33 protein-coding genes are annotated in these 19,446 nt (G+C 66.9%); 31 read left to right on the top strand and 2 right to left on the bottom strand.

Annotation, left to right across the window (positions count from 1 at the left end; genetic code table 11):
- Positions 1-20: 20 nt before the first annotated feature.
- Entirely contained in the window at positions 21-929 is a 909-nt protein-coding gene (locus tag ACY34K_RS04015; protein ID WP_462743626.1) for an RpnC/YadD family protein, read from the bottom strand.
- 282 nt (positions 930-1,211) lie between these two features.
- Between ACY34K_RS04015 and ACY34K_RS04010 the strand changes: the two genes are divergently transcribed.
- The gene (locus ACY34K_RS04010; RefSeq protein ID WP_462743624.1) at positions 1,212-2,078 is read left to right on the top strand and encodes a helix-turn-helix domain-containing protein; all 867 of its coding nucleotides are present in this window, start codon (positions 1,212-1,214) and stop codon (positions 2,076-2,078) included.
- Positions 2,075-2,290 (top strand): DUF397 domain-containing protein, encoded by a 216-nt coding sequence (locus tag ACY34K_RS04005; RefSeq protein ID WP_462743622.1) that lies wholly within the window; start codon positions 2,075-2,077, stop codon positions 2,288-2,290. The genes ACY34K_RS04010 and ACY34K_RS04005 overlap by 4 nt, the downstream gene beginning before the upstream one ends.
- A 241-nt stretch (positions 2,291-2,531) precedes the next feature.
- Here the strand turns inward: ACY34K_RS04005 and ACY34K_RS04000 are convergent, their stop codons facing one another.
- On the bottom strand, positions 2,532-3,017 hold the full coding sequence (locus ACY34K_RS04000; protein ID WP_462743619.1) for a hypothetical protein: 486 nt from the start codon (positions 3,015-3,017) through the stop codon (positions 2,532-2,534).
- 553 nt (positions 3,018-3,570) lie between these two features.
- Here ACY34K_RS04000 and rpsJ point away from each other — a divergent pair.
- The 29 genes from rpsJ to ACY34K_RS03855 all read left to right on the top strand — a co-directional run bounded on the left by rpsJ (position 3,571) and on the right by ACY34K_RS03855 (position 19,441).
- Complete coding sequence (gene rpsJ / locus ACY34K_RS03995; protein ID WP_003948644.1) at positions 3,571-3,879, top strand: 30S ribosomal protein S10; 309 nt, start codon at positions 3,571-3,573, stop codon at positions 3,877-3,879.
- A gap of 13 nt (positions 3,880-3,892) precedes the next feature.
- Positions 3,893-4,537, top strand: a complete 645-nt coding sequence (gene rplC / locus ACY34K_RS03990; RefSeq protein WP_361421414.1) for a 50S ribosomal protein L3 — start codon at positions 3,893-3,895, stop codon at positions 4,535-4,537.
- A gap of 8 nt (positions 4,538-4,545) precedes the next feature.
- Complete coding sequence (rplD, locus tag ACY34K_RS03985; protein ID WP_462743615.1) at positions 4,546-5,196, top strand: 50S ribosomal protein L4; 651 nt, start codon at positions 4,546-4,548, stop codon at positions 5,194-5,196.
- Positions 5,196-5,513 carry a 50S ribosomal protein L23 gene (gene rplW, locus ACY34K_RS03980; protein WP_128985133.1) on the top strand — a complete coding sequence of 106 codons (318 nt, stop codon included), beginning with the start codon at positions 5,196-5,198 and terminating at the stop codon, positions 5,511-5,513. Before rplD ends, rplW begins: the two co-directional genes overlap by 1 nt.
- A 41-nt stretch (positions 5,514-5,554) precedes the next feature.
- Complete coding sequence (gene rplB, locus ACY34K_RS03975; RefSeq protein ID WP_462743611.1) at positions 5,555-6,391, top strand: 50S ribosomal protein L2; 837 nt, start codon at positions 5,555-5,557, stop codon at positions 6,389-6,391.
- Positions 6,392-6,403: 12 nt separating this feature from the next.
- Positions 6,404-6,685 carry a 30S ribosomal protein S19 gene (gene rpsS / locus ACY34K_RS03970; protein ID WP_004984529.1) on the top strand — a complete coding sequence of 94 codons (282 nt, stop codon included), beginning with the start codon at positions 6,404-6,406 and terminating at the stop codon, positions 6,683-6,685.
- 50 nt (positions 6,686-6,735) lie between these two features.
- Entirely contained in the window at positions 6,736-7,083 is a 348-nt protein-coding gene (gene rplV, locus ACY34K_RS03965; RefSeq protein ID WP_009327087.1) for a 50S ribosomal protein L22, read from the top strand.
- The gene (gene rpsC, locus ACY34K_RS03960) at positions 7,083-7,913 is read left to right on the top strand and encodes a 30S ribosomal protein S3 (protein ID WP_462743607.1); all 831 of its coding nucleotides are present in this window, start codon (positions 7,083-7,085) and stop codon (positions 7,911-7,913) included. Before rplV ends, rpsC begins: the two co-directional genes overlap by 1 nt.
- 5 nt (positions 7,914-7,918) lie before the next feature.
- Positions 7,919-8,338, top strand: coding sequence for a 50S ribosomal protein L16 (rplP, locus tag ACY34K_RS03955; protein WP_009190136.1), 420 nt, complete (start codon positions 7,919-7,921; stop codon positions 8,336-8,338).
- Entirely contained in the window at positions 8,338-8,562 is a 225-nt protein-coding gene (gene rpmC, locus ACY34K_RS03950) for a 50S ribosomal protein L29 (protein WP_031076670.1), read from the top strand. The genes rplP and rpmC overlap by 1 nt, the downstream gene beginning before the upstream one ends.
- Positions 8,562-8,846 (top strand): 30S ribosomal protein S17, encoded by a 285-nt coding sequence (gene rpsQ, locus ACY34K_RS03945; protein WP_093656384.1) that lies wholly within the window; start codon positions 8,562-8,564, stop codon positions 8,844-8,846. The genes rpmC and rpsQ overlap by 1 nt, the downstream gene beginning before the upstream one ends.
- A gap of 100 nt (positions 8,847-8,946) precedes the next feature.
- Positions 8,947-9,315, top strand: a complete 369-nt coding sequence (gene rplN, locus ACY34K_RS03940) for a 50S ribosomal protein L14 (protein ID WP_003956455.1) — start codon at positions 8,947-8,949, stop codon at positions 9,313-9,315.
- 2 nt (positions 9,316-9,317) lie between these two features.
- Positions 9,318-9,641 carry a 50S ribosomal protein L24 gene (gene rplX / locus ACY34K_RS03935; RefSeq protein WP_351226551.1) on the top strand — a complete coding sequence of 108 codons (324 nt, stop codon included), beginning with the start codon at positions 9,318-9,320 and terminating at the stop codon, positions 9,639-9,641.
- Positions 9,641-10,198, top strand: coding sequence for a 50S ribosomal protein L5 (gene rplE, locus ACY34K_RS03930; RefSeq protein WP_073753487.1), 558 nt, complete (start codon positions 9,641-9,643; stop codon positions 10,196-10,198). The genes rplX and rplE overlap by 1 nt, the downstream gene beginning before the upstream one ends.
- Positions 10,199-10,203: 5 nt before the next feature.
- A complete protein-coding gene (locus tag ACY34K_RS03925) occupies positions 10,204-10,389 on the top strand; it encodes a type Z 30S ribosomal protein S14 (protein WP_003956452.1) in 186 nt (61 codons plus the stop codon).
- 210 nt (positions 10,390-10,599) lie between these two features.
- The gene (gene rpsH / locus ACY34K_RS03920; protein WP_006347222.1) at positions 10,600-10,998 is read left to right on the top strand and encodes a 30S ribosomal protein S8; all 399 of its coding nucleotides are present in this window, start codon (positions 10,600-10,602) and stop codon (positions 10,996-10,998) included.
- Between the two features lie 21 nt (positions 10,999-11,019).
- A complete protein-coding gene (gene rplF / locus ACY34K_RS03915) occupies positions 11,020-11,559 on the top strand; it encodes a 50S ribosomal protein L6 (protein ID WP_064069946.1) in 540 nt (179 codons plus the stop codon).
- Positions 11,560-11,562: 3 nt separating this feature from the next.
- On the top strand, positions 11,563-11,946 hold the full coding sequence (rplR, locus tag ACY34K_RS03910) for a 50S ribosomal protein L18 (protein ID WP_462743595.1): 384 nt from the start codon (positions 11,563-11,565) through the stop codon (positions 11,944-11,946).
- 43 nt (positions 11,947-11,989) lie between these two features.
- Positions 11,990-12,595, top strand: coding sequence for a 30S ribosomal protein S5 (gene rpsE, locus ACY34K_RS03905; protein ID WP_005313527.1), 606 nt, complete (start codon positions 11,990-11,992; stop codon positions 12,593-12,595).
- On the top strand, positions 12,595-12,777 hold the full coding sequence (gene rpmD / locus ACY34K_RS03900; RefSeq protein ID WP_010473936.1) for a 50S ribosomal protein L30: 183 nt from the start codon (positions 12,595-12,597) through the stop codon (positions 12,775-12,777). The genes rpsE and rpmD overlap by 1 nt, the downstream gene beginning before the upstream one ends.
- Position 12,778: 1 nt before the next feature.
- Positions 12,779-13,234: a 50S ribosomal protein L15 gene (gene rplO / locus ACY34K_RS03895; RefSeq protein ID WP_462743590.1), complete on the top strand. Its 456-nt coding sequence runs from the start codon at positions 12,779-12,781 to the stop codon at positions 13,232-13,234.
- A 477-nt stretch (positions 13,235-13,711) separates the two neighbouring features.
- Positions 13,712-15,031 carry a preprotein translocase subunit SecY gene (gene secY, locus ACY34K_RS03890; protein WP_462743587.1) on the top strand — a complete coding sequence of 440 codons (1,320 nt, stop codon included), beginning with the start codon at positions 13,712-13,714 and terminating at the stop codon, positions 15,029-15,031.
- Entirely contained in the window at positions 15,031-15,690 is a 660-nt protein-coding gene (locus ACY34K_RS03885; protein WP_462743584.1) for an adenylate kinase, read from the top strand. Before secY ends, ACY34K_RS03885 begins: the two co-directional genes overlap by 1 nt.
- Before the next feature lie 158 nt (positions 15,691-15,848).
- Positions 15,849-16,700 (top strand): type I methionyl aminopeptidase, encoded by an 852-nt coding sequence (gene map, locus ACY34K_RS03880; protein ID WP_462743581.1) that lies wholly within the window; start codon positions 15,849-15,851, stop codon positions 16,698-16,700.
- Between the two features lie 151 nt (positions 16,701-16,851).
- Entirely contained in the window at positions 16,852-17,073 is a 222-nt protein-coding gene (gene infA, locus ACY34K_RS03875; protein ID WP_003956442.1) for a translation initiation factor IF-1, read from the top strand.
- A 61-nt stretch (positions 17,074-17,134) separates the two neighbouring features.
- Positions 17,135-17,248: a 50S ribosomal protein L36 gene (rpmJ, locus tag ACY34K_RS03870; protein WP_003956441.1), complete on the top strand. Its 114-nt coding sequence runs from the start codon at positions 17,135-17,137 to the stop codon at positions 17,246-17,248.
- A 199-nt stretch (positions 17,249-17,447) separates the two neighbouring features.
- A complete protein-coding gene (gene rpsM / locus ACY34K_RS03865) occupies positions 17,448-17,828 on the top strand; it encodes a 30S ribosomal protein S13 (RefSeq protein WP_462743578.1) in 381 nt (126 codons plus the stop codon).
- Between the two features lie 65 nt (positions 17,829-17,893).
- A complete protein-coding gene (gene rpsK / locus ACY34K_RS03860; RefSeq protein WP_003948617.1) occupies positions 17,894-18,298 on the top strand; it encodes a 30S ribosomal protein S11 in 405 nt (134 codons plus the stop codon).
- A gap of 120 nt (positions 18,299-18,418) precedes the next feature.
- Positions 18,419-19,441: a DNA-directed RNA polymerase subunit alpha gene (locus tag ACY34K_RS03855; protein ID WP_003956430.1), complete on the top strand. Its 1,023-nt coding sequence runs from the start codon at positions 18,419-18,421 to the stop codon at positions 19,439-19,441.
- Positions 19,442-19,446 lie beyond the last annotated feature (5 nt).

Genomic DNA, 19,446 nt, shown 5'->3' with positions numbered 1-19,446 from the left:
CGGGGCGCGGGCGAAGTGTGCTACTCGTCGCCGAAGATCTCCTCGGCGGCTGCGGCGGTGACGGCGTGGACCAGCCACCGGTGCAGGAGCTCCAGGTCCTTGCAGCCCGTGATTCGCTCGCGAGCGTCGTCCGGTACGTCGATGCCACGCTCTTCCAGGACGAGCAGAATGTCGGCGGCGCGGCCTTCGGCACGGCCTTCGGCACGGCCTTCGGCGAGACCTTCGGCACGGGCTTCGTGCCGGATCTCTTCCGACATGGGCGACTTGAAGAAGGACAGATCCACGGCCACCAGGTTCCTCCACTGTTCTGCGGCCGGACGCCTGCCCAGGCCTTGTGCGGTGAGTTCGGCGAGGATGATCGAGAGGTCTTCAGGTGCGTCGCGCAGGGCGCCGGAAAGTGCCTTCAGTATGGCACCGACGTCCGGATCGGACGCGTGAGTGATCGCCGCCAGCGTGGCGAGCGCGAGGTCCTTCCGCGCCTCTACGGGGTCGGTGATCACAGGCATGTTGTGCGGTCCGACCACGAGGGGGTGTACCTCGAACGTGGTCCACTGTGCCGGGCCGACGCGTACGGGCTGTGCCGCCCATTCGGCTGTCGCGCGGTCCTGGCACACAACCAGCAACAAGGGCGGGAGCTTGTACTTGTTGAACAGGTACGTGACGTAGTACGCCCAGCTGCTGGGCTTCTCCGGGTCCTTCTTGCCCTGCGCCTCGACGGCGACGAGGAAGCCGCCGTCCGCCTCGGTCTCGAAGTGCAGCAGGGTGTCGACACGTCGTTCGACGGGTCGGCTCTCGGTGAGGTCGGTGGGCAGGACCTCGACGGAAGTGGGCTGAGGGAGGTCGATGCCGAGCACCTCCGAGACCCGGGAGAACAGCTCCGGGTACTCCTGGAAGATGCGGTGCATCGCCTCATGGGGCGCGCTGACCATGCGAATCCTTACTCGGGTGCGGTGGTCTCGCGGCGAGCGTAGGACGTGCAACCGGCCGTTCTGCATATGCAGTTGGCATATTCACCCGCTTGAGTGAGGGGTGCCTGACGCCTGGAATGTGGTCCACCTCACAAACTCCGCCGGAGTCCCTCATCCCGCCGCCGGTGACCTCATGCGTGCGTACCGTGACTGTCCGGAGTTTGTCCGGTGCTGTCCAGGCTGTCCGCGGGGGCGTATGGGCAGAGGGGCGTCCAGGTACGGCACTGCGTGGAGGTGGCACGGGTGAGCGTGGAAGACATCACCAAGAACGAGTCGGACGAACCGGGCTGGGACGTCGACCCCGACGGCGAGTCGGGCGCGGCCGTCGTCGCCACGGTCGGGCGCCAGCTCCGGCTGCGGAGGGAGGCCGCCGGCATGCGGGCGGCGGAATTCGGCCTCGCGATCGGCTACGGCGAGAACCTCGTCTACAAGGTGGAGGCGGGAAAACGGATCCCCAGGCCGGAGTACCTGGACAAGGCCGACGAGGTACTGGGTGCGGGCGGGCTGATCGCCGCGATGAAGAAGGACGTCGCGGAGGCCCGCTATCCCAAGAAGGTGCGGGATCTAGCGCGTGCGGAGGGGCGGGCGGTGGAGCTGCTGGCGTACGGCGACCACAACCTGCACGGGCTGCTGCAGACGGAGGCCTACGCCCGCGCGTTGTTCGAGATGCGGCAGCCCGCTTACACGACGGACGAGATCGAGCGCGCGGTTGCGGCGCGGATCGCCCGGCGCTCAATCTTCGAACGGTCGCCCGCGCCCACGCTCAGTTTTGTCCAGGAAGAGGTGACGCTGCGCCGCCCCCTCGGCGGCAGAATGGTGCTGCGCCAGCAGCTCGAACACATGCTGGGGCTCGGGCGGCTGCGCAACGTCGTCATCCAGGTCATGCCGACCCTCCGCGACGATCACGCCGGTATGCAGGGTGAGACGCAAGTGCTCAAATTCGGTGACGGCACCGCGGTCGGGCGCTCTGAAGGGGCGTTCAACGGGCGCCCGGTATCGGACCCGAAAGAGCTCCGGGTACTCGAACTGCGCTATGGCATGATCCGGGCCCAGGCCCTCACTCCGGGGGAGTCGCTGGCCTTCATCGAGCAAGTGCTGGGAGAGACATGATCCGCAAGGTCACTGCCGGGGAAGGCTCCACGCTGGAGTGGCGCAAGAGCGGCTACAGCAGCAATGGGAGCGAGGCCGACTGCGTCGAAGTCGCCCTCACCCCGCGCGCCGTCCACGTCCGCGACTCGAAGAACACCGAAGGCCCCCGCCTCGCCGTGGCCCCGGCCGCGTGGGCCGGGTTCGTGGCGTACGCGGCCCACGGCGTGAGGTAGTCGAGGGGCAGCGCTTGGGGCGTGCCCCCTGCCGGAGGAGCCCCTCCCGGCGCCGACCCTGGATCTTGTGCCGGCCGGCCGTGAAGTGGATCGGGCAGGCCCGGACGGCGATCACCGGTATGGCGGCGTATGGGGAGCAGGGCCGCGCAGCCGTCCCGGAGCGCAGCGGTAGGGCCCCGCACACGACCGCGCCCCGTACCCGGGGTCCTCCCGGGTACGGGGCGCGTCGACGTGAACGGTGCTACTTGAGCTTGTACGAGCAGGGCTTGGCGATCTTGCCACCGCCGTTGTCCGCGACCTTCTTGCCGTCCACCGTGATCGTGCACGATGCGGCCGTGAGCATGCCGTCGTCGCCCTGGACCGTCCCGGGCGTGACGAGGATCAGGCGTCCCACCTGCTTCTCCGCGCCCTCCGGGGCGATCGTGGCCGTCCGCTTCCAGGGCAGCGTCACCGTCTCGGTCTTGGATTCGTCCAGCGACCACATCACCATCGTCCGGCCCTTGCCCTGAACCTCGATGGTCACCTCGTGCGACGAGCCGCCGTCCGCGGTCCCGCCCGACGACCCGCCCGACGCTCCGTCCGGCTTCCCGGACGGCGACTGCCCCGCCGGGGGTGTCTTGTCGGCGGCCTTGTCGCCGCCCTTCTCGGCTCCGCCGCAGCCCGTGAGCAGGGCCGCCGCCAGGGCCAGGCCGGCCGCCGCGGCCGCGCCCTTCGATGTCTTGCGCATGATTCCCCCATGAATCGGCTTCCGGGCGGGCGCCCCGCCCGGACAGCCGGCGATCTTAGTAAGAGAGGGGTGCGCGGCTCCCGGCGGGGCGCGCCGTCCACGGTGGGCCGGGGGCGGGCCGGTGGCGGCGGGTTCCGCGTGCCGCGGTTTGACACGCAACCCCGGCGGGGTAATCTCTTCGGCTCGATTGGCGTCGGTCGTGGCCGGTATGGCAGACTGTCCGGGTTGCTCGGTTGAGTGCCGATGCTGCGCGCCTCCCGCCGGGAGGACCGGAAGCGAGTCCCACAGTACTCGTCGTCCCTGATCAGGGGCGGACGTACGGGAATCTTCCGGGAAGTGTCAGCGGGGCGCCGACCAGGCACCCGGTGGGTGTTCTGCCTCCCGGTCTCGCGGTCCTCGGGCCCGCACCCCCTTGGTTGGGAAATCCTTCGGGACTTCTTCGTAGAGGGGATGCGACACGCCCGACCGCGTGGGTCGGAGCAGGACGGTGTTCTCACGAGCACGGACCCATCAGGTTCCAGAGCGTTACGAGAGACAGGACTACTGAGTAGCCATGGCGGGACAGAAGATCCGCATCCGGCTCAAGGCCTACGACCACGAGGTCATCGACTCCTCGGCGAAGAAGATCGTCGAGACGGTGACCCGCACTGGTGCGTCGGTCGCGGGCCCGGTGCCGCTGCCCACTGAGAAGAACGTGTACTGCGTCATCAAGTCGCCGCACAAGTACAAGGACTCGCGCGAGCACTTCGAGATGCGCACGCACAAGCGCCTCATCGACATCCTCGACCCCACGCCGAAGACGGTTGACTCGCTCATGCGTCTCGACCTGCCGGCCGGCGTCGACATCGAGATCAAGCTCTGAGGTGACGCGCGAGATGGCTAAGAACATTAAGGGCGTCCTGGGCGAGAAGCTCGGCATGACCCAGGTCTGGGACGAGAACAACCGGGTCGTCCCGGTGACCGTCGTCAAGGCCGGGCCCTGCGTCGTCACCCAGGTCCGCACCAACGACATCGACGGCTACGAGTCGGTCCAGATCGCCTTCGGCGAGATCGACCCGCGCAAGGTGAACAAGCCCCTCAAGGGCCACTTCGCCAAGGCCGACGTCACCCCGCGCCGCCACCTGGTGGAGATCCGCACCGCTGACGCCTCCGAGTACACCCTCGGCCAGGAGATCACCGCTGAGGTCTTCGAGGCGGGCGTCAAGGTCGACGTCACCGGCAAGAGCAAGGGCAAGGGCTTCGCCGGTGTCATGAAGCGCCACAACTTCCGTGGTCTGGGCGCCGGTCACGGCACCCAGCGCAAGCACCGCTCGCCCGGTTCCATCGGTGGCTGCGCCACCCCGGGCCGTGTGTTCAAGGGCCTCCGCATGGCGGGCCGTATGGGCAACGAGCGGGTCACCACCCAGAACCTGACCGTCCACGCCGTTGACGCGGAGAAGGGTCTGCTGCTCATCAAGGGCGCGGTTCCCGGTCCGAACGGCGGCCTCGTCCTGGTCCGTACCGCGGCCAAGGGGGCCTGAGGTAACCGATGAGCACCATTGACATCCTTTCGCCTGCTGGCGACAAGGCCGGGACCGTCGAGCTCCCCGCGGAGATCTTCGACGCGAAGACCAGCGTTCCGCTGATCCACCAGGTCGTCGTCGCGCAGCTGGCCGCTGCCCGTCAGGGCACGCACAAGACCAAGACCCGTGGCGAAGTCCGCGGTGGTGGCAAGAAGCCCTACCGGCAGAAGGGCACCGGCCGCGCCCGTCAGGGTTCGACCCGCGCTCCGCAGTTCGCCGGCGGTGGCGTCGTCCACGGCCCCGTGCCGCGTGACTACTCGCAGCGCACCCCGAAGAAGATGAAGGCCGCCGCCCTGCGCGGTGCCCTCTCGGACCGGGCGCGTCACTCCCGTATCCACGTCGTCACCGGCGTGATCGAGGGCGAGGTCTCCACCAAGGCCGCGAAGACTCTGTTCGGCAAGATCTCGGAGCGCAAGAACCTGCTCCTGGTCGCCGAGCGCAGCGACGAGGCCGCGTGGCTGTCCGCCCGCAACCTGCCCCAGGTGCACATCCTGGAGCCGGGCCAGCTGAACACGTACGACGTGCTCGTCTCCGACGACGTGGTCTTCACCAAGGCCGCCTTCGAGTCCTTCGTGTCTGGCCCCAAGGCCGCTGACAACGAGGGGAGCGAGGCCTGATGGCCGAGATCACCAGCAAGACCTTCACGGACCCGCGCGACGTACTCGTCAAGCCGGTTGTCTCCGAGAAGAGCTACGCGCTGCTCGACGAGAACAAGTACACGTTCATCGTCGCGCCCACCGCCAACAAGACCCAGATCAAGCAGGCCGTCGAGGCGGTCTTCTCGGTCAAGGTCACCGGGGTCAACACGATCAACCGCCAGGGCAAGCGCAAGCGCACCCGCACCGGTTTCGGCAAGCGCGCCAACACCAAGCGCGCCATCGTGACCCTTGCCGAGGGCAACCGTATCGACATCTTCGGCGGTCCGACCGCCTAAGGGCGGTCTGGATCGTCCGAATATCGGACGAGGACTGAGAAATGGGTATCCGCAAGTACAAGCCGACGACTCCGGGCCGTCGTGGCTCCAGCGTCGCCGACTTTGTCGAGATCACGCGGTCCACGCCGGAGAAGTCGCTGGTCCGCCCCCTGCACAGCAAGGGCGGCCGTAACAACACCGGTCGTGTGACCGTCCGCCACCAGGGCGGTGGCCACAAGCGCGCCTACCGCGTGATCGACTTCCGTCGTCACGACAAGGACGGCGTGCCGGCGAAGGTCGCTCACATCGAGTACGACCCCAACCGCACCGCGCGCATCGCGCTGCTCCACTACGTGGACGGCGAGAAGCGCTACATCATCGCTCCGCGTGGCCTGAACCAGGGCGACCGGGTCGAGAACGGCCCCGGCGCCGACATCAAGCCCGGCAACAACCTGGCCCTCCGCAACATCCCGGTCGGTACCACGATCCACGCGATCGAGCTCCGTCCCGGTGGTGGCGCCAAGTTCGCCCGCTCCGCGGGTGCCTCCGTGCAGCTGCTCGCGAAGGAGGGCCAGATGGCCCACCTGCGCATGCCGTCCGGTGAGATCCGCCTGGTCGACGTCCGCTGCCGCGCCACCGTCGGCGAGGTCGGCAACGCCGAGCAGTCGAACATCAACTGGGGCAAGGCCGGCCGCATGCGCTGGAAGGGCGTTCGCCCGACCGTCCGCGGTGTCGCGATGAACCCGGTTGACCACCCGCACGGTGGTGGTGAGGGCAAGACCTCCGGTGGTCGCCACCCGGTCTCCCCGTGGGGTCAGAAGGAGGGTCGTACTCGCTCGCCGAAGAAGGCTTCGAGCAAGTACATCGTCCGCCGCCGCAAGACGAACAAGAAGCGCTAGGAGCGGGTTTAGATGCCGCGCAGTCTCAAGAAGGGGCCCTTCGTCGACGACCACCTGATCAAGAAGGTGGACGCCCAGAACGAAGCCGGCACCAAGAACGTCATCAAGACCTGGTCCCGTCGCTCGATGATCGTCCCGGCCATGCTCGGCCACACGATCGCGGTGCACAACGGCAAGACCCACATCCCGGTGTTCGTCACCGAGTCGATGGTCGGCCACAAGCTCGGCGAGTTCTCGCCGACGCGCACCTTCCGGGGTCACGTCAAGGAAGACCGGAAGTCGAAGCGCCGCTAGTAGCGGGGTGAAAGACCATGACGAACGTGTCAGACACTGAAGGGACAACCATGGAAGCCAGGGCCCAGGCGCGGTACATCCGCGTCACGCCCATGAAGGCCCGCCGCGTGGTGGACCTCATCCGTGGCATGGACGCCACGGAGGCTCAGGCGGTCCTGCGTTTCGCCCCGCAGGCCGCGAGCGTGCCGGTGGGCAAGGTGCTGGACAGCGCCATTGCCAACGCCGCGCACAACTACGACCACACGGACGCCTCTTCGCTGTTCATCAGCGAGGCGTACGTCGACGAGGGCCCGACCCTGAAGCGGTTCCGTCCGCGTGCCCAGGGCCGTGCCTACCGGATCCGCAAGCGGACCAGCCACATCACCGTGGTCGTCAGCAGCAAGGAAGGAACCCGGTAATGGGCCAGAAGGTAAACCCGCACGGGTTCCGGCTCGGCATCACCACCGACTTCAAGTCGCGCTGGTACGCCGACAAGCTGTACAAGGACTACGTCAAGGAAGACGTCGCCATCCGTCGGATGATGACGTCCGGCATGGAGCGCGCCGGCATCTCGAAGGTTGAGATCGAGCGCACCCGTGACCGCGTGCGGGTGGACATCCACACCGCTCGTCCCGGCATCGTCATCGGCCGCCGTGGCGCCGAGGCCGACCGCATCCGCGGCGACCTTGAGAAGCTCACGGGCAAGCAGGTCCAGCTGAACATCCTCGAGGTCAAGAACCCCGAGGTCGACGCTCAGCTCGTGGCCCAGGCCGTTGCCGAGCAGCTGTCCTCCCGCGTCTCCTTCCGCCGCGCCATGCGCAAGAGCATGCAGTCGGCCATGAAGGCGGGCGCCAAGGGCATCAAGATCCAGTGTGGTGGCCGTCTCGGCGGCGCCGAGATGTCCCGCTCGGAGTTCTACCGCGAGGGTCGTGTGCCGCTGCACACGCTGCGCGCGAACGTCGAGTACGGCTTCTTCGAGGCCAAGACCACCTTCGGCCGCATCGGCGTGAAGGTCTGGATCTACAAGGGCGACGTCAAGAACATCGCCGAGGTCCGCGCCGAGAACGCCGCTGCCCGCGCCGGCAACCGCCCGGCCCGTGGTGGCGCTGACCGCCCGGCCCGTGGTGGCCGCGGTGGCGAGCGTGGCGGTCGCGGTCGCAAGCCGCAGCAGGCTCAGGCTGCCGAGGCCCCCAAGGCCGAGGCTCCCGCCGCCGCTCCGGCTGCTGAGAGCACCGGAACGGAGGCCTGACCGAAATGCTGATCCCCCGTAGGGTCAAGCACCGCAAGCAGCACCACCCGAAGCGCAACGGCATGTCCAAGGGTGGTACGCAGGTTGCGTTCGGCGAGTACGGCATCCAGGCCCTCACGCCGGCGTACGTGACCAACCGCCAGATCGAGGCGGCTCGTATCGCGATGACCCGCCACATCAAGCGTGGCGGCAAGGTCTGGATCAACATCTACCCGGACCGCCCCCTCACCAAGAAGCCGGCCGAGACCCGCATGGGTTCCGGTAAGGGTTCCCCCGAGTGGTGGATCGCGAACGTCAAGCCCGGTCGGGTGATGTTCGAGCTGTCCTACCCGAACGAGAAGATTGCACGTGAGGCTCTGACTCGCGCGGCCCACAAGCTGCCGATGAAGTGCCGGATCGTCAAGCGCGAGGCAGGTGAAGCGTGATGTCGGCCGGTACCAAGGCGTCCGAGCTGCGCGAGCTGGGCAACGAGGAGCTTGTTGCCAAGCTCCGCGAGGCCAAGGAAGAGCTGTTCAACCTCCGCTTCCAGGCGGCGACCGGTCAGCTCGAGAACCACGGTCGGCTCAAGTCCGTCCGTAAGGACATCGCCCGGATCTACACCCTGATGCGTGAGCGCGAGCTGGGCATCGAGACGGTGGAGAGCGCCTGATGAGCGAGAGCAACGTGACTGAGAACAAGACCGAGCGCGGTTTCCGCAAGACCCGTGAGGGTCTGGTCGTCAGCGACAAGATGGACAAGACCGTCGTCGTCGCCGTCGAGGACCGCGTGAAGCACGCGCTGTACGGCAAGGTCATCCGCCGTACGAACAAGCTCAAGGCCCACGACGAGCAGAACGCCGCGGGCGTCGGCGACCGCGTCCTCCTCATGGAGACCCGGCCGCTGTCCGCGACGAAGCGCTGGCGCGTCGTCGAGATCCTCGAGAAGGCCAAGTAATTACTTGAAGGGGTAACCCTTCAGGTTCGTTCCGCCAGGCTCGGCAGGGGCTTGCAGGTCAGGCCCCTGCCGGGAACCGGCAGACAATCAGGAGATAGACGTGATCCAGCAGGAGTCGCGACTGCGTGTCGCCGACAACACTGGTGCGAAGGAGATCCTTTGCATCCGTGTGCTCGGTGGTTCCGGTCGCCGCTACGCGGGCATCGGTGACGTCATCGTCGCCACCGTCAAGGACGCGATCCCCGGTGGCAACGTGAAGAAGGGTGACGTCGTCAAGGCGGTCATCGTTCGCACCGTCAAGGAGCGCCGCCGCCAGGACGGCTCGTACATCCGCTTCGACGAGAACGCCGCCGTCATTCTGAAGAACGACGGCGACCCTCGCGGCACCCGTATCTTCGGCCCGGTGGGCCGTGAGCTGCGCGAGAAGAAGTTCATGAAGATCATCTCGCTCGCGCCGGAGGTGCTGTAAGCATGAAGATCAAGAAGGGCGACCTGGTCCAGGTCATCACCGGTAAGGACAAGGGCAAGCAGGGCAAGGTCATCGCGGCCTTCCCCCGCGAGGACCGCGTCCTGGTCGAGGGTGTCAACCGGGTCAAGAAGCACACCAAGGCCAACCAGCCGGGCCGTGCGTCGCAGGCCGGCGGCATCGTCACCACCGAGGCGCCGATCCACGTCTCCAACGTCCAGCTGGTCGTTGAGAAGGACGGCAAGAAGGTCGTGACCCGCGTCGGTTACCGCTTCGACGACGAGGGCAACAAGATCCGCGTTGCCAAGCGGACGGGTGAGGACATCTGATGGCTACCACCACCACTCCGCGTCTCAAGACGAAGTACCGCGAGGAGATCGCGGGCAAGCTGCGTGAGGAGTTCTCGTACGAGAACGTCATGCAGGTTCCCGGCCTCGTCAAGATCGTGGTCAACATGGGTGTGGGCGACGCCGCCCGCGACTCCAAGCTGATCGAGGGTGCCATCAAGGACCTCACCACGATCACCGGTCAGAAGCCGGCCGTCACCAAGGCCCGCAAGTCCATCGCGCAGTTCAAGCTGCGTGAGGGCCAGCCGATCGGTGCCCACGTCACGCTCCGTGGCGACCGCATGTGGGAGTTCCTGGACCGCACCCTGTCGCTCGCGCTCCCGCGCATCCGCGACTTCCGTGGTCTGTCCCCGAAGCAGTTCGACGGCCGTGGCAACTACACCTTCGGTCTCACGGAGCAGGTCATGTTCCACGAGATCGACCAGGACAAGATCGACCGTGTCCGGGGTATGGACATCACCGTGGTGACCACGGCGACCAACGACGAAGAGGGCCGCGCGCTCCTCCGTCACCTCGGCTTCCCGTTCAAGGAGGCGTAAGCGAGATGGCGAAGAAGGCTCTCATCGCGAAGGCTGCCCGCAAGCCCAAGTTCGGCGTGCGCGCGTACACCCGCTGCCAGCGCTGCGGTCGTCCGCACTCCGTCTACCGCAAGTTCGGCCTGTGCCGCGTGTGCCTCCGTGAGATGGCTCACCGTGGCGAGCTGCCGGGCGTGACCAAGAGCTCCTGGTAACAACCCACTTGGGTTGTTTGCCGGGCTCTCGGTAAGCATCCGGTCGGCAGGAGCCCTTCCCCGCATGTCGTAGGCTTGTGGGGTTGGGCGCCTGCCGCCCTGACCGACTTACTACGCCGTAGGTCCCCGCACCGCACCCGTCCCGCCAGTGAGTGGGGAGAGGGATGGCGCATACAGGAAACCCCGGCGAGAGAGGCCGAAGGCCAATTCATGACCATGACTGATCCGATCGCAGACATGCTCACGCGTCTGCGTAACGCGAACTCGGCGTACCACGACTCCGTGACGATGCCGCACAGCAAGATCAAGTCTCACATCGCGGAAATCCTCCAGCAGGAGGGCTTCATCACGGGCTGGAAGGTCGAGGACGCCGAGGTCGGCAAGAACCTCGTTCTCGAGCTCAAGTTCGGTCCGAACCGTGAGCGCTCCATCGCGGGCATCAAGCGGATCTCGAAGCCCGGCCTCCGGGTTTACGCGAAGTCCACCAACCTGCCGAAGGTCCTCGGCGGCCTGGGCGTGGCGATCATCTCCACGTCCCACGGTCTCCTGACCGGCCAGCAGGCGCAGAAGAAGGGCGTGGGTGGGGAAGTCCTCGCCTACGTCTGGTAGTCGGGAACGGAGGAAAAGCTAATGTCGCGTATTGGCAAGCTCCCCATCACGGTTCCCGCCGGCGTGGACGTCACCATCGAGGGCCGCACGGTCACGGTGAAGGGTTCCAAGGGCACCCTGTCGCACACCGTTGCCGCGCCGATCGAGATCGTTAAGGGTGAGGACGGCGTTCTCAACGTCACCCGTCCCAACGACGAGCGTCAGAACAAGGCCCTCCACGGCCTGTCCCGCACGCTGGTGGCCAACATGATCACCGGTGTGACCCAGGGGTACACGAAGGCGCTCGAGATCAGCGGTGTCGGTTACCGCGTTGCCGCGAAGGGCTCCAACCTGGAGTTCCAGCTCGGCTACAGCCACCCGATCCTGGTGGAGGCCCCCGAGGGCATCTCCTTCAAGGTCGAGTCGCCGACCAAGTTCTCGGTCGAGGGCATCGACAAGCAGAAGGTCGGCGAGGTCGCCGCGAACATCCGCAAGCTTCGCAAGCCCGACCCCTACAAGGCCAAGGGCGTGAAGTACGCGGGTGAGGTCATCCGCCGCAAGGTCGGAAAGGCTGGTAAGTAAGCCATGGCATACGGCGTGAAGATTGCCAAGGGCAAGGCCTACAAGGGCGCTGCTCTGAAGCGTCGCCACATCCGCATCCGCAAGAAGATCGCGGGTACGACCGAGCGTCCGCGCCTGGTCGTCACGCGCTCCAACCGCGGCATCACCGCCCAGGTCATCGACGACATCGCGGGTCACACCCTCGCGTCGGCGTCGACCCTGGACTCGTCCATCCGCGGCGGCGAAGGCGACAAGTCGGCGAAGGCGAAGCAGGTCGGCCAGCTCGTGGCCGAGCGTGCCAAGGCCGCCGGCATCGAGGCTGTCGTGTTCGACCGTGGCGGCAACAGGTACGCCGGGCGCATCGCCGCCCTGGCGGACGCCGCCCGCGAAGCCGGCCTGAAGTTCTGAGCCGGTTCCGTAGCTCAGCGGAAAACGAAGAGAGGTAATTCCAATGGCTGGACCCCAGCGCCGCGGAAGCGGTGCCGGTGGCGGCGAGCGGCGGGACCGGAAGGGCCGTGACGGCGGCGCAGCTGCCGCCGAGAAGACCGCTTACGTTGAGCGCGTTGTCGCGATCAACCGTGTCGCCAAGGTTGTGAAGGGTGGTCGTCGCTTCAGCTTCACCGCGCTGGTCGTGGTGGGCGACGGTGACGGCACCGTGGGTGTCGGTTACGGCAAGGCCAAGGAGGTGCCGGCCGCCATCGCCAAGGGTGTGGAGGAGGCCAAGAAGCACTTCTTCAAGGTCCCCCGTATCCAGGGCACCATCCCGCACCCGATCCAGGGTGAGAAGGCCGCGGGCGTCGTCCTGCTCAAGCCGGCTTCCCCCGGTACCGGTGTTATCGCCGGTGGCCCGGTGCGTGCCGTGCTCGAGTGCGCCGGCGTTCACGACATCCTGTCGAAGTCCCTGGGCTCCGACAACGCGATCAACATCGTGCACGCGACCGTGGCGGCCCTCAAGGGCCTGCAGCGTCCCGAGGAGATCGCGGCTCGCCGTGGTCTGCCCCTCGAGGACGTCGCCCCCGCGGCTCTCCTCCGTGCGCGTGCCGGGGCGGGTGCGTAATGGCTCGCCTCAAGATCACGCAGACGAAGTCGTACATCGGCAGCAAGCAGAACCACCGCGACACCCTGCGTTCCCTCGGTCTCAAGGGAATCAACACGCAGGTCGTCAAGGAGGACCGCCCCGAGTTCCGCGGCATGGTGCACACCGTCCGCCACCTCGTGACGGTCGAGGAGGTCGACTGACATGGCGGAGCAGAACCCGCTGAAGGTCCACAACCTCCGTCCCGCCCCCGGCGCCAAGACCGCCAAGACCCGTGTCGGTCGTGGTGAGGCGTCGAAGGGTAAGACGGCCGGTCGTGGTACCAAGGGCACCAAGGCCCGCTACCAGGTTCCGGAGCGCTTCGAGGGTGGGCAGATGCCCCTCCACATGCGTCTCCCGAAGCTCAAGGGCTTCAAGAACCCGTTCCGCACCGAGTACCAGGTCGTGAACCTGGACAAGCTGGCCGCGCTCTACCCGCAGGGTGGCGAGGTCACGGTGGCCGACCTGGTCGCCAAGGGCGCGGTGCGCAAGAACCAGCTCGTCAAGGTCCTGGGCCAGGGCGAGATCTCCGTGGCGCTGCAGGTTTCGGTTGACGCCGTCTCCGGCTCCGCCAAGGAGAAGATTGCCGCCGCCGGCGGCACCGTCACCGAGCTCGTCTGAGTCCCGGTCTGACAGACAGAGGCCCGGTCGGCGCCCCTCGTGGGCGTCGGCCGGGCTTTTTTCGTGCTCCCAGGGGCCTTTCGGTGGGCATGGCGCTCCCGGCCGCCCTTGAGCGGCCTCGTGGGCCCGGGAGGACCCGCACGCGCGCCGCGGGGACCGGTGACGCTCCAGGGCCCTCTGAGCGGCGTCGGAAGTGCGGCGCGGGAACGGGGAGTCGTCCCCACGGACGCGGCGACTCCGGTGACTTCCGGTCAGCGGCCGGGGACGCGGGGTGAGGCGATCGCGTTCGGAGGAATCTCCGGACCGGCGGTTGACGTGCCTCAGCGACGTTTCACGCGGGCGTGGCGGCCGGGTATGGTAGCCGCTGTTAGTGTCCCCGGCAGTCTGCTCTCGTGGCGTGAGACTGCCGGGTTTGTATCTACTCACATACCAAACCGTCACCCTCACGCGCGCAACGCGGGGGTCGCAGGAGGCACCGTGCTCACCGCGTTCGCCCGGGCGTTCAAGACGCCCGACCTGCGCAAGAAGCTGCTCTTCACGCTGGGCATCATCGTGATCTACCGGCTCGGGGCCCACATTCCGGTCCCCGGAGTCGACTACCAGTCCGTCCAGCAGTGTGTGGACGAGGCGAGTAAGGGCGGCAACAGCCTGCTCGGCCTGGTGAACTTGTTCAGCGGCGGGGCGCTTCTGCAGATCACCATCTTCGCGCTCGGCATCATGCCGTACATCACGGCGAGCATCATCCTGCAGCTGCTGACCGTGGTCATCCCGCGCCTCGAGGCCCTCAAGAAGGAGGGGCAGGCCGGCACCGCCAAGATCACGCAGTACACGCGCTACCTGACGATCGCGCTCGCGATCCTGCAGGGCACCGGTCTGGTGGCGACGGCCCGTACCGGCGCCATCTTCAGCGGCTGCACGGTGGCCGACCAGGTCGTCCCGGACCAGTCGATCTTCGTCACCAGCGTCATGGTCATCACGATGACCGCGGGTACCGCCGTCGTCATGTGGCTCGGTGAGCTCGTCACCGACCGCGGCATCGGCAACGGCATGTCGATCCTGATGTTCATCTCGATCGCCGCCGGCTTCCCGGGCGCCCTCTGGGCCATCAAGGAGAGCGGCAAGCTCGCCCAGGGCTGGATCGAGTTCGGCACCGTCATCCTGATCGGCTTCGTGATGGTGGCCCTCGTCGTCTTCGTCGAGCAGGCCCAGCGCCGCATCCCGGTCCAGTACGCGAAGCGCATGATCGGCCGCAGGTCCTACGGCGGTACGTCCACTTACATCCCGCTCAAGGTGAACCAGGCAGGTGTGATTCCTGTCATCTTCGCCTCGTCGCTGCTCTACATCCCGGCCTTGATCGCCCAGTTCTCGAGCTCCACCTCGGGCTGGAAGACCTGGATCGAAGCCCACTTCGTGAAGGGTGACCACCCCTACTACATCACCGTCTACTTCCTCCTGATCGTCTTCTTCGCCTTCTTCTACGTGGCGATTTCGTTCAACCCCGAGGAAGTCGCGGACAACATGAAGAAGTATGGTGGCTTCATCCCGGGTATCCGGGCTGGTCGACCTACTGCCGAGTATCTGAGCTACGTGCTCAACCGGATCACTTGGCCGGGCTCGCTGTATCTGGGTCTGATCGCTCTTGTGCCGACGATGGCGTTGGCAGGCTTCGGTGGCGCCAATGCCAACTTCCCGTTCGGCGGGACGAGCATCCTCATCATCGTGGGTGTGGGGCTGGAGACCGTGAAGCAGATCGAGAGCCAGCTCCAGCAGCGCAATTACGAAGGGTTCCTCCGCTGATGCGAATCGTCCTCGTCGGGCCGCCCGGTGCCGGCAAGGGAACGCAGGCTGCGTTCCTTGCCAAGAACCTGTCGATTCCGCACATCTCCACGGGCGACCTGTTCCGCGCCAACATCAGTCAGGGCACGGAGCTGGGCAAGCAGGCCAAGTCGTACATGGACGCCGGCAACCTCGTACCCGACGAGGTCACCATCGGCATGGCCAAGGACCGCATGGAGCAGCCGGACGCCGAGAACGGCTTCCTGCTGGACGGCTTCCCGCGGAACGTCGCCCAGGCCGAGGCGCTCGACCGGATGCTCGAGACCGAGGGCATGAAGCTGGACGCCGTCCTGGACCTGGAGGTCCCCGAGGACGAGGTGGTCAAGCGGATCGCCGGCCGTCGCATCTGCCGCAACGACAGCGCGCACGTCTTCCACGTGACGTACTCGCAGCCCAAGACGGAAGGTGTCTGCGACGTCTGCGGCGGCGAGCTGTACCAGCGCGACGACGACTCCGAGGAGACCGTGCGCAAGCGGCTCGAGGTCTACCACACGCAGACCGAGCCGATCATCGACTACTACAAGGCCCAGGGCCTCGTGGTGACCATCTCCGCGCTCGGAAAGGTCCACGACGTGACCGAGCGGGCCATGGAGGCGCTGCGGGGCGAGAAGGCCGCGTAGTACCCCTGCTGCTCGTGCTCCGGCCGCGGTGCCCCCTGGTGGGCACCGCGGCCGGAGTCTTGTACGGGACGTGACGGGTCCACGACGGCCGTATCGTGGTGGGGGTCAGCCGTACTCCCGGAACATCGGTTCCGTCCCTCCGAAAGGCGTCAGCCGTCATGGTGCAGATCAAGACTCCCGAGCAGATCGCGAAGATGCGCGAGGCGGGGCTGGTCGTCGCCGCCATCCACGCGGCGACGCGCGAGGCGGCCGTCCCCGGTGCCACGACGAAGGACCTGGACGAGGTCGCCCGCAAGGTGATCGCCGACCACGGCGCCAAGTCGAACTTCCTCGGGTACGGCGGGTTCCCCGCGACGATCTGCACCTCGGTGAACGAGGTCGTCGTCCACGGCATCCCGAGCGAGGACGTCGTCCTCAAGGACGGCGACATCATCTCGATCGACTGCGGCGCGATCGTCGACGGCTGGCACGGTGACGCCGCCTACACGGCGTTCGTGGGGTCCGGTCACGCGCCGGAGCTCCTGGAGCTCTCCCGGGTGACCGAGGAGTCCATGTGGGCCGGTATCGCCGCCATGAAGCTCGGCAACCGCCTCGTGGACATCTCCAAGGCCATCGAGTCGTACATCAAGCGCCAGCCGCGGCCCGCCGTGGGCGACCACAGCCTGGGCAAGTACGGGATCATCGAGGAGTACGGCGGCCACGGCATCGGCACCGAGATGCACATGGACCCGCACCTGCTGAACTACGTCTCCCGCAAGCGCGGCAAGGGCCCGAAGCTGGTGCCCGGCTTCTGCCTGGCGATCGAGCCGATGGTGTCGCTCGGCACGCCGCGCACGGAGGTCCTGGAGGACGACTGGACCGTCATCACGACGGACGGCACCTGGTCCTCCCACTGGGAGCACTCGGTCGCCCTGACGGAGCAGGGCCCCCTGGTACTGACCGCCCCCGACGGCGGCAGGGCGAAGCTGGCCGAGCTGGGTGTGACGGCGGCTCCCGACCCGCTGGCATGAGCCGCCGAGTAACGATCACCCGCGGCGGGCACACTACTCAATTCGTCTTTTCGAATGGCCTGGCGTAGACTGATGCGTCGGCTCTCGTGTACCCGTGTGTCCGCACTCGGAGGCGAGAGTCGATCAAGGTAGCCGATTCGAAGGGCGAAGCGTGGCCAAGAAGCAAGGTGCCATCGAAATCGAGGGCACCGTGATCGAGTCCCTGCCGAACGCCATGTTCAAGGTGGAGCTCCAGAACGGTCACAAGGTCCTCGCGCACATCAGCGGCAAGATGCGCATGCACTACATCCGCATCCTCCCGGATGACCGGGTCGTCGTGGAGCTGTCTCCGTACGACCTGACGCGTGGCCGGATCGTCTACCGGTACAAGTAGATCTTGCCCGCACCCCGCTTCCGCGCGGGTGGTGGCACTGACCCGGAGAACCTCACATCCCATGAAGGTCAAGCCGAGCGTCAAGAAGATCTGCGACAAGTGCAAGGTGATCCGCCGTCACGGCCGGGTCATGGTCATCTGCGACAACCTGCGCCACAAGCAGCGCCAGGGCTGACGCACGCCGACCTGCACCTCGCAGTTCTTCGCGCGACGCAAGTAATTCGTACATACGCAGTACCCGCCAAGCCCTGACAGGGTCGGCGGTACCTCCGGCGGGGGCCGGGGACCTGGTCGTACCACTCGCCCGGAAGGGAAGGGTCGGCGATCACGGACCGGTACTGCGGAAGACCCCCGAAAAACACAGGAGCCATTGAATGGCACGCGTTTCCGGTGTTGACATCCCGCGCGACAAGCGCGTGGAGGTCGCACTCACCTACGTCTTCGGTATCGGCCGCACCCTGGCGAAGGAGACCCTCGCCTCCACCGGTGTGAACCCGAACACCCGCGTTCGTGACCTGGCCGAAGAGGACCTGGTCAAGATCCGCGAGTACGTGGACAACAACATCAAGACCGAGGGTGACCTCCGTCGTGAGATCCAGGCCGACATCCGCCGCAAGGTCGAGATCGGCTGCTACCAGGGTCTGCGTCACCGCCGCGGTCTGCCGGTCCACGGCCAGCGCACCAGCACGAACGCCCGTACCCGCAAGGGCCCGCGTCGCGCCATCGCCGGTAAGAAGAAGCCGGGCAAGAAGTAGTCCACAGCGGACGCTCATCAGCGGTCTTCGCTGTAGGACCGACCACCTCCCGTAGGAGTTAAGACATGCCCCCCAAGGGACGTCAGGGCGCTGCCAAGAAGGTGCGCCGCAAGGAAAAGAAGAACGTCGCTCACGGCCACGCGCACATCAAGAGCACGTTCAACAACACGATCGTGTCCATCACGGACCCGACCGGCAACGTGATCTCCTGGGCCTCCGCCGGCCACGTCGGCTTCAAGGGCTCGCGCAAGTCCACCCCCTTCGCCGCGCAGATGGCCGCCGAGTCGGCCGCCCGCCGCGCGCAGGAGCACGGCATGCGCAAGGTCGACGTCTTCGTCAAGGGTCCCGGCTCCGGCCGTGAGACCGCGATCCGCTCCCTCCAGGCCACCGGCCTCGAGGTCGGCTCGATCCAGGACGTCACCCCCACGCCGCACAACGGCTGCCGTCCCCCCAAGCGCCGCCGCGTCTGACGCACGGCTGCTTTCGCAGGGATTCTCGGGCGGTACGGCTCTTCTGGGGCGTGCCGCCCGTACCCTTGCACTATCCGAGGACGTCAAATAGCGGGCGTCCACGACTGAAGGAAACACACCATGCTGATCGCTCAGCGTCCTTCGCTGACCGAAGAGGTTGTCGACGAGTACCGCTCGCGGTTCGTCATCGAGCCGCTGGAGCCGGGCTTCGGCTACACGCTCGGTAACAGCCTCCGCCGTACGCTCCTCTCCTCGATCCCGGGTGCGGCTGTCACGTCCATCCGCATCGACGGTGTCCTGCACGAGTTCACCACCGTGCCGGGCGTCAAGGAGGACGTCACCGACCTCATCCTCAACATCAAGCAGCTGGTCGTCTCCTCGGAGCACGACGAGCCGGTCGTGATGTACCTGCGCAAGCAGGGCCCCGGCCTGGTCACCGCCGCGGACATCGCCCCGCCGGCCGGTGTCGAGGTGCACAACCCCGACCTGGTCCTCGCCACGCTCAACGGCAAGGGCAAGCTGGAGATGGAGCTGACCGTCGAGCGCGGCCGCGGCTACGTCTCCGCCGTGCAGAACAAGCAGGTCGGCCAGGAGATCGGCCGCATCCCGGTCGACTCCATCTACTCGCCGGTCCTCAAGGTCACCTACAAGGTCGAGGCGACCCGAGTCGAGCAGCGCACCGACTTCGACAAGCTGATCGTCGACGTCGAGACCAAGCAGGCCATGCGCCCGCGCGACGCCATGGCGTCCGCCGGCAAGACCCTGGTCGAGCTGTTCGGTCTGGCGCGTGAGCTCAACATCGACGCCGAGGGCATCGACATGGGCCCGTCCCCGACGGACGCCGCCCTGGCCGCCGACCTCGCGCTGCCGATCGAGGAGCTCGAGCTCACCGTCCGCTCGTACAACTGCCTCAAGCGTGAGGGCATCCACTCCGTGGGTGAGCTCGTCGCCCGCTCCGAGGCCGACCTGCTCGACATCCGCAACTTCGGCGCGAAGTCGATCGACGAGGTCAAGGCGAAGCTGGCCGGCATGGGCCTGGCCCTCAAGGACAGCCCGCCCGGGTTCGACCCGACCGCCGCCGCCGACGCCTTCGGCGCGGACGACGACGCCGACGCCGGCTTCGTCGAGACCGAGCAGTACTGATTGCT

It is taken from the genome of Streptomyces sp. STAM6 (assembly GCF_054963715.1).
Note: the sequence above shows the minus strand (reverse complement) of the source record. Positions and strands in the feature narration are given on the sequence as shown.